The sequence below is a fragment of the Bacillus sp. SIMBA_008 genome (assembly GCF_046535495.1).
Classification (GTDB): Bacteria; Bacillota; Bacilli; order Bacillales; family Bacillaceae; genus Bacillus; species Bacillus subtilis.
The window spans coordinates 276,986-289,432 of the sequence record NZ_JAWRWL010000002.1; the positions used below are offsets into that span (position 1 = coordinate 276,986).

General features: G+C 45.3%; 12 protein-coding genes. All 12 read right to left on the reverse strand.

Going from position 1 to position 12,447, the window contains the following annotated elements; translation table 11 throughout:
- Window position 1 precedes the first annotated feature (1 nt).
- The 12 genes from prkC to SB658_RS06900 all read right to left on the reverse strand — a co-directional run bounded on the left by prkC (window position 2) and on the right by SB658_RS06900 (window position 12,370).
- On the reverse strand, window positions 2-1,948 hold the full coding sequence (gene prkC / locus SB658_RS06845) for a serine/threonine protein kinase PrkC (protein ID WP_144500777.1): 1,947 nt from the start codon (window positions 1,946-1,948) through the stop codon (window positions 2-4).
- Complete coding sequence (gene prpC, locus SB658_RS06850; protein ID WP_014479762.1) at window positions 1,942-2,706, reverse strand: protein-serine/threonine phosphatase PrpC; 765 nt, start codon at window positions 2,704-2,706, stop codon at window positions 1,942-1,944. The genes prkC and prpC overlap by 7 nt, the downstream gene beginning before the upstream one ends.
- 6 nt (window positions 2,707-2,712) lie before the next feature.
- The gene (gene rlmN / locus SB658_RS06855; protein WP_144500778.1) at window positions 2,713-3,804 is read right to left on the reverse strand and encodes a dual-specificity RNA methyltransferase RlmN; all 1,092 of its coding nucleotides are present in this window, start codon (window positions 3,802-3,804) and stop codon (window positions 2,713-2,715) included.
- Window positions 3,805-3,807: 3 nt separating this feature from the next.
- Complete coding sequence (gene rsmB / locus SB658_RS06860) at window positions 3,808-5,151, reverse strand: 16S rRNA (cytosine(967)-C(5))-methyltransferase RsmB (protein ID WP_021479311.1); 1,344 nt, start codon at window positions 5,149-5,151, stop codon at window positions 3,808-3,810.
- On the reverse strand, window positions 5,138-6,091 hold the full coding sequence (gene fmt, locus SB658_RS06865; protein WP_144500779.1) for a methionyl-tRNA formyltransferase: 954 nt from the start codon (window positions 6,089-6,091) through the stop codon (window positions 5,138-5,140). Before fmt ends, rsmB begins: the two co-directional genes overlap by 14 nt.
- A gap of 4 nt (window positions 6,092-6,095) precedes the next feature.
- Window positions 6,096-6,578: a peptide deformylase gene (gene def, locus SB658_RS06870; RefSeq protein WP_015383630.1), complete on the reverse strand. Its 483-nt coding sequence runs from the start codon at window positions 6,576-6,578 to the stop codon at window positions 6,096-6,098.
- A gap of 26 nt (window positions 6,579-6,604) precedes the next feature.
- Window positions 6,605-9,022 (reverse strand): primosomal protein N', encoded by a 2,418-nt coding sequence (gene priA / locus SB658_RS06875; RefSeq protein ID WP_144500780.1) that lies wholly within the window; start codon window positions 9,020-9,022, stop codon window positions 6,605-6,607.
- Window positions 9,019-10,239: a bifunctional phosphopantothenoylcysteine decarboxylase/phosphopantothenate--cysteine ligase CoaBC gene (gene coaBC / locus SB658_RS06880; protein WP_041519285.1), complete on the reverse strand. Its 1,221-nt coding sequence runs from the start codon at window positions 10,237-10,239 to the stop codon at window positions 9,019-9,021. The genes priA and coaBC overlap by 4 nt, the downstream gene beginning before the upstream one ends.
- An 80-nt stretch (window positions 10,240-10,319) precedes the next feature.
- Complete coding sequence (rpoZ, locus tag SB658_RS06885) at window positions 10,320-10,523, reverse strand: DNA-directed RNA polymerase subunit omega (RefSeq protein ID WP_003221520.1); 204 nt, start codon at window positions 10,521-10,523, stop codon at window positions 10,320-10,322.
- A gap of 3 nt (window positions 10,524-10,526) precedes the next feature.
- Window positions 10,527-11,141, reverse strand: coding sequence for a guanylate kinase (gmk, locus tag SB658_RS06890; protein WP_003232083.1), 615 nt, complete (start codon window positions 11,139-11,141; stop codon window positions 10,527-10,529).
- Between the two features lie 7 nt (window positions 11,142-11,148).
- Complete coding sequence (remA, locus tag SB658_RS06895; protein WP_003154355.1) at window positions 11,149-11,418, reverse strand: extracellular matrix/biofilm regulator RemA; 270 nt, start codon at window positions 11,416-11,418, stop codon at window positions 11,149-11,151.
- Window positions 11,419-11,494: 76 nt separating this feature from the next.
- The gene (locus SB658_RS06900) at window positions 11,495-12,370 is read right to left on the reverse strand and encodes a YicC/YloC family endoribonuclease (protein WP_009967215.1); all 876 of its coding nucleotides are present in this window, start codon (window positions 12,368-12,370) and stop codon (window positions 11,495-11,497) included.
- Between the last annotated feature and the right edge of the window lie 77 nt (window positions 12,371-12,447).

A 12,447-nucleotide genomic window follows, 5' to 3' on the forward strand; every position in this document is an offset into this window, starting at 1 on the left:
GTTATTCATCTTTCGGATACTCAATGGTTTTGTAGCTGACAACTTTATTGTTTACCATTACTTGATAGTACCCTTTTTGGCCGGGTTCAATCTTTAGTTCGATCGTTCGTTCAGTCGGCTCTTTTATCTTAAATTCTTCGTAAGTGTCAGAGATGCTGTGATCTGCATCGTCAACCGCGATTTGCACTTGAAGCTCGTCCCCTTCATTTTCTGGTTCGTAGGGGATCTTGACCTTTTCTTTCACTGTTTTCGCAGGTTTTTTCTCTGGTCCGAGAGAGAATGTCACTTCAACTTCGTTTCCCGGCTTTACTGCCGTACCTGCTGCTGGTTTTTGTTTGACAACCTGTCCTTCTGGAACATCATCTGAGTATGCTTCTTTTTCTACAAGCTTCAATCCGTTGTCTTCCAGATATCCAGACGCTGCTTCTTTACTATAGGTTTTCAAGTCTCTAAGCGTAATGTCTTCGGGTCCGATACTGACTGTAAGTTTGACTTGATCTTCACTCGGGACAAGCTCAGTCCCTGCTGAAGGATTTTGGTCAATGACAGTGCCCGCATTTTTCTCGTCATTCACTTCATTTACTGTTACATGTTTAAACCCTTGGTCCTTCAACGCTTTTTTTGCCTGGTCGACCGTTTGGCCTGTCACATCACCGATCTCCGTTTTTGCTTTTCCGGTGCTCTTATAAAGGGTGACCGTGGCGCCTTCTTTGACTGTGCTATCCGCTTTAGGATCCGTTTTTACCATCAGGCCCTCTTCAATTTTTTCATCTGAGATTTCCAACACCTCGGAATCAACCTGTAAACCTTCTTTTTCCAATAGCCCTGCGGCTTTTTCGTATTCCATTCCGGAGACATCAGGTATTTTGACATCCTTAGGCATGAAAAGCGACGGAAAAACAGTGACAGCAAGAATTCCAGCTGTGATAAAAACGAGGCATATCGTGAGCAAAACCCACGGCCACTTTTTTCTTTTGCCGTTCTTCTTTGTCTTGTTTTCTTGTGCGGTTGTCACTTCAGCTTCTTTTTCGCCAGCAGCTTTAGCAAGTTCTTCATCTTTAATGATAGGTATCGCTTTTGTCATTTCTTCATCTTCTTGAATCGTAAATCTCTTTTCATTGAGTCTGTCGGCATCAAAAGCTGTTTTTATGTCTGCTTCCATGTCTTCAGCCGTTTCGTAGCGATGAAAAGGATCTTTGGCAGTTGCCTTGAGTATGATGTTTTCAACGCTTTGGGGGACCGATGGATTCCACCTTTTTGCCGAAGGAGTTTCCGCTTGAAGATGCTTCAAGGCGATGCTGACTGCTGACTCTCCATCAAACGGAATACGGCCGGTTAAAAGCTCAAATAGAACGATTCCAAGCGCATAAATATCCGATTTCTTTGTGGCTAAGCCACCCCGGGCCTGTTCAGGTGATAAGTAATGGACCGAGCCCAGAACTGAATTGGTATGGGTGATTGTGGTCGAACTTAGTGCCGTCGCAATTCCAAAATCCGTTACTTTGATATTTCCCATATGATCAATCAAAATGTTATGCGGCTTGATGTCTCTGTGAACAATCTGGTTTTGATGGGCATGAGCGATGGCTGAGACAATTTGCTCCATGATGTTCAGCGCTTCTTTAGGGTGAAGCGGCCCATTTGCTGTTATGTATTCTTTAAGCGTCATGCCTTCAACGTATTCCATGACAATATAATAAATATCATCTTCCTCGCCCAAATCGTAAATGCTGACAATATTCGGGTGATCGAGGCTTGATGCGGATTGGGCTTCTCTGCGGAAACGTCTGATAAATTCATTGTCATTTGCATAGTCAAACCGCAGGATTTTAATTGCGACTTCACGGTCTAGAATGATATCCTCAGCTAAATAAACGTTGGCCATTCCCCCGCCGCCTATAACGCGGAGAATTTGGTAACGCCCGCTGATCCGCTTGCCGATTAGCACTGATCTTCACCCTCTTCAACTTGTAAAGCAAGCTCAAGCAAAACTGCTGTTATGTTGTCTTCTCCGCCATTCTGATTGGCTTTGTCCACAAGCAGGTTTACTTTTTCCTGAGGAGCTGAATCGCTTTGCAGGATGTCTTTTAATTCAGTGCCTTCCACTTTATTCGTCAGTCCGTCAGAACATAGAAGCAGTTTGTCTCCGGGTTCTATATCAAAAGAACGGGTGTCAATGCTGACTGACTGGTCTGTTCCAAGCGCCTTCGTCAACACATTTTTTCGCGGATGATGTTCAGCGTCTTCTCTGGAAATCTCTCCAGTGCGAACCAGTTCATTTACAAGCGAATGGTCTTCTGTCACTTGAACGAAATCATCGTCCTGAAGCAAATAGCATCTGCTGTCTCCGATATGGGCAACAGAAACCGTTTTCCCCGTAAAAAGCGCACATACAATCGTCGTCCCCATGCCTTGGCATTCTTCGTGGGCTTGAGCGTGATCGTATATTTTGCTGTTTACCGAAAGAATCTGTTCAATGAGCCATTTTTCACATTCCGAGGGCGCAGTTGGAATCGTCTCTGCTTCATTCCATTTCTCCCCCATGGCTTTCACAGCCATCTTGCTCGCAACATCTCCAGCAAGATGGCCGCCCATGCCATCAGCGACAACCGCTAATATAAATTCATCTTTCCCCTTGAATATCCCCGCATCATCTTCATTATGCTGGCGGATTTTTCCTGTATCTGTTTTTAAGGCTGTTAACAACCCTCATCACCTCGTCTCGTCTTGACGCTCCTTCGCGCGAAGCTGACCGCAGGCTGCGTCAATGTCATGTCCTTGCTCTCTTCGGATTGTGACATTTACTCCGCGGGATTTCAGCGTTTTTTCAAAAGCAAAAATCTGATCACGCGGTGTGCGCACATAGTCCCGTTCAGGCACGTAGTTTACCGGAATCAAGTTCACGTGGCATTTGACTCCTTCCAGCAAGTCGGCAAGCTCTTCGGCGTGTTCCACCTGGTCGTTTACGCCTCCGAACAGCCCGTATTCAAAGCTGATGCGGCGTCCTGTTTTATTAATATAATATTTAACGGCTTCCATTAGATCAGGCAGTTTATATGCTCTGTTAATCGGCATCAAACGGCTTCTGATTTCTGTGTTCGGCGCGTGCAGAGAAATTGCAAAGTTAATCTGCATTTGCTGATCAGCAAATTCGTAAATTTTCGGGATGATTCCACTCGTAGAGACCGTAATATGGCGAGCACCGATATTCAGGCCCTTGTCATGGTTAATAATTTTCAAGAAAGCGAGCATTTCGTTAAAGTTATCAAAAGGTTCGCCGATTCCCATGATCACGACAGAGCTGACACGTTCATTCGTTTCATCAAGAGCTTTTTGCACTTTGACTACTTGAGCGACAATTTCCCCCGCTTCAAGGTTTCGTTTTAAGCCTCCAAGCGTTGACGCGCAGAATGTACAGCCAATACGGCAGCCGACTTGTGTCGTTACACATACAGAATTGCCATACTCGTGTCTCATTAAAACGGTTTCGATGGTATAACCGTCATGAAGCTCAAACAAAAACTTCATCGTACCGTCTTGAGAGGTTTGTTTAACAGCCGTTTTCAGCGTTGTTAACACAAAGTGAGTGTTTAATTTCTCACGCAGATCCTTTGAGAGGTTTGTCATTTCTTCAAAAGAAGATACGCGTTTTTCATATAGCCATTCAAAGATCTGAGCCGCACGGAACGGTTTCTCTCCGTTGTCTGTCAGCCATTGTTTAATTTCATCTAATTCAAAAGAATAAATCGACGGACGATCTGTCCGCAATTCTTTTCTTACTTTTGTTTTATTAAGTTCTGCCATTGCTTATCCCTTCTTTCTCATGCTGCAAATAAAGAAACCATCTGTTCCGAAATAATGAGGAAGGATTTGAAGCCTTCCATCCCGAACAAAGGGTCTCACCTTTTCAGGCAGCCGCTTTTCAAGAGACAAATCGGGTTCAAAATCAGGATGTTCTTGTATAAACGCATGTATTACTTCATCATTTTCTGTCCGGTCCATTGTACACGTACTGTAGACAAGAGTGCCACCTTTTTTTACTAATGGTGCGATTTCCCTCAGGATCGACAGCTGGATTTCAGCTAGACGCGCGCTGTCGTCAGGCTTTTTCGTGTATTTCATGTCCGGCTTTCTTCTGATAACACCGAAACCTGAGCACGGAGCATCAACCAATATCCGGTCAAACTGTTCGTTTTCAAACGTTTCCCCCGCTTTTCTCGCATCCATTGTCTCCGCATGAATGATTGTCAGGCCAAGACGGTTTGCCGCTTCTTTGATCAGCTTCACTTTATGTTTGTGAAGATCAAGCGACGTAACGCTCCCCTTGTTCTTCATTAATTCTGCGATATGAGCTGACTTGCCGCCAGGCGCCGCACACGCGTCAAGCACTGTTTCATCAGGCTTAGGATCAAGGGCGCGGGCGACGAGCATGGAGCTCTCATCCTGGATGGATACTTCGCCGTTTTGGAAGAAATGAGTTCCGGCAATTGATCCCTTTAAGAGCTTCACAGCATCTTCAGCGAGATCGCCTTTTTCAACTTCGATTCCCTCAGCAGCCATTTGGTCAAGCAGCTCAGCTCTGTCTGCTTTCATTTGATTGACACGCAGCGTCTGCTTCGGCGGAATGAGGTGGATACGGCAAATCTTTTCGGCCGCGTCAAACCCATACGCATCCGCCCACTCTTTCACAAGCCATTCCGGATGGCTTGTTTCTGTCGCCAGCCTGCGTACAGGATCTTCGATGGCGTCAAAGGATGGAACACCTTCGCGCTGGATAGAACGAAGCACGCCATTGACAAAAGAAGCAATGCCTTTGTGTCCGCGGATTTTAGCAATCTCAACCGCTTCATGGATGGCTGCCCTGTCTGGAATCTTCTCTAAATACTCCATTTGATATAAGGATAGGCGAAGAAGCTGAATCACCCACGGCTTTACCTTTTGAGGCTTATTGATAAACGGTTTAAGCATATAATCAAGCGCGATCTTATTTTGTAATGTACCATAGACAAGTTCAGTCAAAAGCCCTCTGTCCTGATCACTCAGTTCATTTGATTTAATGACCGATTTCAGCAGCAGGTTGCTGTATGCCTGGTTTTGTTCTAATTTGATCAGCGCCTCAAGGGCGATGTCACGAACACTAGTTTTTTTCATTGTTTACTCCTAACACATCACCGGCTTCAACATGAGCTCCTCGCACAAAGTCTTCGCCTTTCATTCGTTTCTTGCCTGCCGGCTGGAGTTCGGTTAATAACAGAGCCGTATCGTTACCTGTGGCAACGATAATCCCTTCCTTTTCAACCGCAACGACTGTGCCGGGCTCAGCTGTTGTTGGTGCCGGTATTTTTTTCGACGCCCATACTTTCAAGTTTTGTCCGTTTAGCGTCGTATAAGCAACAGGCCATGGATTTAAGCCGCGGACCTGGTTGTAAAGCTCTTCGCCCGTTCTGGACCAATCGAGAAGCTCTTGCTCTCTTTTGATATTAGGCGCGTATGTCGCTTTCTCTTCATCCTGCTTTTCAGGTGATATGCTGCCGGCAATGACGTTTGGAACCGTTTCAGACAACAGCTTCGCGCCAGCCTCGCTTAATTTATCGTGCAGTGTTCCGACATTGTCGGTTTCTTCAATGTCCACTTCCACTTTTGAGATCATATCGCCCGCATCCAATTTTTCTACCATATACATAATGGTAACCCCGGTTTTCTTCTTTCCCTGCAGAATGGAATAATGGATCGGAGCACCGCCGCGCAGTTCCGGCAAAAGGGATGCGTGAACGTTAATGCAGCCGTATTTTGGACTGTCGAGAAGCTCTTTAGGCAAAATTTGTCCGAATGCCGCCGTTACAATCAGGTCAGGCTTTAAGGCCAGCACTTTCTCAATTTCTTCTGTCAATCTGACTTTTTCCGGCTGAAGAACCGGGATGCCGTGACGCAATGCCTCTTCCTTTACCGGAGGAGGTGTCATGACTTTTTTTCTGCCCTTCGGACGGTCCGGCTGTGTGACGACCCCCACTACTTCATATCCGTCCTCAATCAGGGTTCTTAAAACAGGAACTGAAAAATCCGGCGTTCCCATAAATACGATTCTCGTCATCAAATCATCCTTCCATATCCGCTAGTTCATCTTCTGTATAGTATTTACTTATTTTAGATGTAAACAGCACACCGTCTAAGTGGTCCATTTCATGCTGCACGGCTCTTGCTAAAAAGCCTCGCGCTTCCAGAATGAATGGTTTTCCCTGACGGTTAAACGCGCGCACTTTGACATAATCGGCACGTGTGACATCACCATAGACGCCAGGAAAGCTCAAGCATCCTTCAATTCCGGTTTGCTCGCCGCTTTTTTCTAAAATTTCAGGATTAACGAGATCAATTCTCCCTCTGTCATCCCCGATATCTACGACGGCCGCTCTTTTTAAAATGCCGATCTGGGGCGCTGCCAGTCCGACTCCATCCATTTCAAGCATGGTGTCGTACATATCGTCAAGCAGTTTTTTTAATTTTTTATCAAAAACAGTCACGGTTTCCGCAGGTGTTTCCAAAACCTCCGCAGGATGTGTGACGACCTTTTTTACCGCCAATTTGTTACCCTCCAAGACGTGAGATCTTACATCATCATATAAGGATTCATATCAATTGAAATCATTACATGTTTTTGTTCAATTTCGCGTTTATAATGTTCCAGTATCTTCTTCAATAAAGCGGATAACTGGGTTTCCTGTTTGTATTTTATCACGCATTGATAGCGATATCTATCTTTGATCCTGGCTATCGGCGACGCACTAGGTCCGAGAATTTTCGTGTCAGCTCCGCAGTTTGCTTTCAAAAAATGAGCGATCTTTTCAGCTGTAACCGCTGCTTTCGCCACTTCCTCATGAGAAACAGTCACAAGAGCCAAATAGTAGTATGGCGGATAGGATTGCTCTCTCCTGTGGGCCATTTCATGCTGATAGAACGTTTCATAATCGTGTGTCTTCGTCAGCTGGATACTGTAATGAGACGGTGTATATGTTTGAATGATGACATGGCCGGGCTTTTCATGCCTGCCTGCCCGGCCGCTGACTTGCGTTAACAGCTGAAATGTTTTTTCAGCCGATCTGAAATCAGGAATATGAAGTGTTGTATCAGCACTTAACACTCCGACAAGCGTGACATTCGGAAAATCAAGCCCTTTCGCAATCATTTGCGTTCCGAGAAGAATATCCGCTTTTCCTTCTCCGAAAGCTGACAGTAATTTTTCATGGGCGCCTTTCCGTGATGTCGTGTCAACATCCATCCGAATCACTCTCGCACTTGGCAGCACTTTTGTCAGCTCTTCCTCCACTCGCTGTGTTCCCGTTCCGAAAAAGCGGATATGCTCGCTTGCGCATTCAGGACAAGTGTGCGGAACAGGCTCTTCATGTCCGCAATAATGGCATTTCAGCCTTTGGCCGTAACGATGATACGTCATGGAAATGTCGCAGTGCGGGCATTGCGGGACATAGCCGCAATCCCTGCACATCACAAAGGAAGAATAGCCCCTCTTATTTAAAAACAGCACCGCCTGCTCACCCTTGGCAATCGTTTCTTCAAGCTTTTCCATCAATTCAACTGAAAACATCGAGCGATTGCCGTTTCTAAGCTCCTCTCTCATATCGACAAGCGAAACCTCAGGCATCACCCGGTGGTTAACACGGTGCTTCAGTGAAAGAAGCTCGTATACGCCCTTTTGCGCTCTTGCATATGACTCTAATGTCGGCGTAGCACTCCCTAATACAACCGGGCAGCTGTGATGCTCAGCCCGCTTGATTGCCACCTCTTTCGCATGATAGCGCGGCATTTCTTCCTGTTTATAGGAAGACTCGTGCTCTTCATCGATGATTATCATTCCGAGATTTTCAAACGGAGCAAAAATCGCGGATCTGGCACCGACGACAAGCCGTACTTCCTTCCGGTGGATTTTACGCCACTCGTCATATTTTTCTCCTGTGGATAAACCGCTGTGCATGACTGCCACCTGGGAGCCGAAGCGGCCCTTGAAGCGGTTGACCATTTGCGGCGTCAGCGATATTTCGGGTACGAGGACGATGGCTTCTTTTCCTTTCGCCAGTACTTTTTCAATTGATTGCAGATAAATTTCGGTTTTTCCGCTTCCTGTCACGCCGTGAAGGAGGAACACTTTGTGCTCATCGCTGTCCAATGTCTCGCGTATGGGCTCGAAGGCAGCCCTCTGTTCGTCTGTCAGCGGCAGGGGCTCTGTTTTTTTGAACATTTTGTCCTGATAGGGATCTCTGTAAACCTCTTCATAGCTTTCCTTCAAAAGCCCTTTTTGGATAAGGTTTTTGATGGTTGCAGAGCTCGTGTCCGTTCTTTTGCACAATTCCGTTGCAGGAATTTTCACACCTTCCGGCTCAGAAATGAGAAAGTGAAGAATCGCCTGCTGTTTTGCTGCTTGTCGGGACAATCCCTCAGCCTGCTTAGCAAGCTCTTCTTTACTCGCATTTGCCTGAATATGCCTGACCATTTTTTTATTGGTTTTTTGCGCGACTTTATACGTCACGTCAATGGCCCCTTTTTGAACATGCCTTTGAATCAGTTTCAGCGTATCATGATCGGATATATCTGAATACAGCAGCGTCTTTGTTTCAGAAAACAGCCGTTCCACTTGCGGCGGAAGATCGGTGCCGTGTGCAATTTTTAATTCTTTTTCATATTTCGCTTTTAAGGCGGCAGGCAGCATTGCTTGAAGCGCCGTTATTTTAAAAGACAGCGTTTTGTCTGACAGCCATGATGACAGATCCATAAGCTCCTCTGTCAGAACAGGTGTAAGATCTAATAAATCCTCTACTTCCTTGACAGATTTTCCCGATAGGTCAGATGCTTCTTTGACTGCTGTCACAAACCCTTGAATCTTACGGGGGCCAAACGGAACAATGACCCGCATCCCCGTTTTGATCATGCCCTTCAGATGGTCTGGGATTTTATAATCAAAAGGCCTGTCTATATTTTTGGTGCTGACATCAACGATGACTTCTGCAAAATTCATGAGCGCTCTCCGGTTTGTTTTGAGAGGGCTGCGATCTCCTGAAGGATTTCAAAAGAAACATCGAGCTTAGACATAATCGGGAGTTCGCGTTTATGCCCGTCTTTGAAAAAGATTGTCACGATATTCGTATCAGCACCAAAACCGGCCCCATTTGCTTTCACATCATTTGCCACAATCAAATCAAGGTTTTTAGCGGCGAGCTTTTTACGTGCATAGTGTTCAATGTCTTGTGTTTCGGCGGCAAATCCGACCAAGATTTGCTCTTTCTTTTTCTCGCCCAATTCTTTCAAAATATCGACTGTTCTTTTCAGTTCTAAGGTCATGCCGCCTTCTTGTTTTTTCATTTTATGGTCAAATACTGTTTTCGGCGTAAAATCGGCTACCGCAGCTGTTTTAATGACTATATCGCTTGCGTCATACACAGAGAGCACAGCTTCGCGCATATCCGCAGCCGATTGAACAGTGATAAACTCAGCAAGGCCTTTAGGCTGATCAAGTGAAACAGGCCCAGAAATTAAGGTTACCCGTGCGCCGAGCTGAACAGCAGCCTCCGCTAGTGCGTAGCCCATTTTGCCCGTCGATTTATTGGTAAAAAACCGGACAGGATCAACCGCTTCCCGCGTTGGACCGGCTGTAATGACCACATGCTTGCCTTCTAAAGGAGCGGATGTTTCTTCAGCAAAATGTTTTTCGGCCAGCTTTACGATGTTTTCCGGCTCTTCCAATCTGCCTTTTCCTACGTAACCGCATGCTAAATAGCCCTCACTTGGCTCAATAAAACGATAACCGTCCTGATAAAGAACAGAAATGTTTCGTTTGACTGCCGGGTGGTCATACATATGAACGTTCATCGCCGGCGCGATCCAAACGGGAGCCGTTGCTGCCAACAATGTTGTCGTCAGCATATCATCAGCGATGCCGTTTGCCAGTTTTCCAATCACATTAGCCGTAGCCGGCGCTACGATAATCAAGTCAGCCCAGTCTGCAGCATCAATATGAGAAATAACGCTTGGATTTTGTTCTTTAAATGTATCTGTATAGACTTCGTGGCGGCTCAATGCCTGAAATGTCAGCGGTGAAACGAATCGGCAAGCGGATTCAGTCATAATCACTTTGACATTTGCTCCTGCCTGAACCAGCTTGCTCGTTAACGCACAGGCTTTATAAACAGCGATGCCTCCGCTCACGCAAAGTAACACATTTCGATTGTTAAGCAATGAATTCTCCCCCTCTGCACTTTACAAAACCACACGGAAAAAAATAACAACCTACATGATATAGGTTGCTACTTGTGCTACTATTCGCGGTCTTCCTTTTCAAACGAAAGCAGGCCTGCATCAATTTCTTCTAAAGCTTTGCCTACATATTTGTGTGAAATCGTATGTTCAATCATTTGGTCTTTTTTGATTTGCATTTCACGTGCGCGTCTCGCAGAAACAGTCACCAGCGTATATTTTGAATCTAATTTATTCATTAAAGAATCAATTGACGGATCTAACATTGATTATTCAACCTCCAGCATTTTCTTATATCTTGGTGCAACGCGTTCACGCTTCAAATGTTCAGCAAGAACGATTGCTTTGATTTTATCGCAAGCCGTTTCGACATTATCGTTTTCAACGACATAGTCATAAGCATCCATCATTTCGATCTCAGCTTTTGCGGCTTTCATTCGATTTTCAATCAGAGCGTCTGTTTCTGTGCCTCGTGTCACGATTCTGTTTTTCAGTTCAGAAAGGCTTGGAGGCGCAAGGAAAATAAACAGGCCTTCCGGGAAAGCATTTCTCACTTGAAGAGCCCCTTGAACTTCAATTTCTAAAAAGACGTCTTTTCCATCTTGAAGCGTCTGTTCAACATAATCGACTGGCGTGCCGTAATAATTGCCGACATACTCTGCCCATTCAAGCAGCTTGTTGTCCGCAATCATTTGCTCGAATTCGTCTCTTGTTTTGAAAAAATAATCGACTCCGTTCACTTCGCCCTCTCTTGGACTTCTTGTGGTTACTGAAATCGAATATTCAAATTTTGTGTCTTCCTGCGAAAAGATCGCTTGTCGAACCGTTCCTTTACCAACTCCTGAGGGACCTGAGAGAACGATTAATAACCCTCTTTCTTTCATGCGGCAATTACCCCTGCCCTTCATCCATAATTTCTTCTTTAACAGAAAGTCTGTGTGCAACTGTCTCAGGCTGGACGGCAGATAAGATAATGTGATCACTATCCATGACGACAACTGCACGGGTTCTTCGTCCGTATGTAGCGTCAATTAGCATTCCGCGGTCTCTTGCATCCTGAATCATCCGTTTGATTGGCGCAGACTCCGGGCTGACAATCGAAATCATCCGATTGGCGGAGATGATATTGCCAAATCCGATATTAATCAGTTTAATCGTCATCTTCTACGTTCCCCCTGTAAAATAGACGTCTCTAGTTTAGCCTAGTAAGACCGTCTGTAAACAATACGCACAGTCACTATTCTATATTTTGCACTTGTTCTTTTATTTTTTCAATAGAACTTTTCATTTCAACGACAAGCTTTGTGATCTGATGATCATTTGCTTTTGAGCCGATCGTATTTGCTTCCCGATTGAGCTCCTGAACAAGAAAGTCGAGTTTGCGCCCGACAGCTCCGCCACTAGCTAATATATCACGAAACTGGGCGAAGTGGCTCTTCAGTCTTGTAATCTCTTCAGTGATATCAGAGCGGTCTGCAAAAATAGCGCATTCTGTTACAAGCCGGCTCTCGTCTAATACGTCTTCAGTCCATTCTTTGATTCTGGCGTACAGCCGTTCCCGGTAACGAGATACGACATCTGCAGCCAGCAATTCAGTTTCTCTCACCAGCTCTTCAAGCTGATCAATATGCATCAGGCAGTCTTTCGCTAAGAGCAGCCCCTCTTTTTCACGCATTTCACAGAGACCTTTTACCGCTTCTTCTGCAGCATCGATGATCAACGCCTCCAGCTTGTCATTTTGCGTCTGTTCTTCATGAACCTGGACGACATGATCAAGCTTAAAGAAATCCATTACATCGGGCTCTGCAGACAATTGATACCGCTTCTTCATATCTCTCGCGGCTGCGACAAACTCATCGAGCAGCGGCCAATCAATTTCAAGCCTTTTCTCAACAAGCATATCGCTGTCAACGGATACGAAAAGCTCAATTCTTCCGCGCTGAATATGCTGCAGAATGGTCTGTTTCAGCTTATCTTCAAAATATAGCAAAGGCCTTGGCAAACGAGCGTTCACTTCTTTAAATCTGTAGTTCACAGATTTAAGTTCAACGCTTACAGAGAGATCGTCTTGTGTTTTGCTTGCACTGCCGAAGCCTGTCATACTTCGTATCATTTTAAAACACCCAATTCTTCCCTGTTCTCATAATAAAAGGGCAATAGACACGCTATTACCCCTAAGATTATATCATA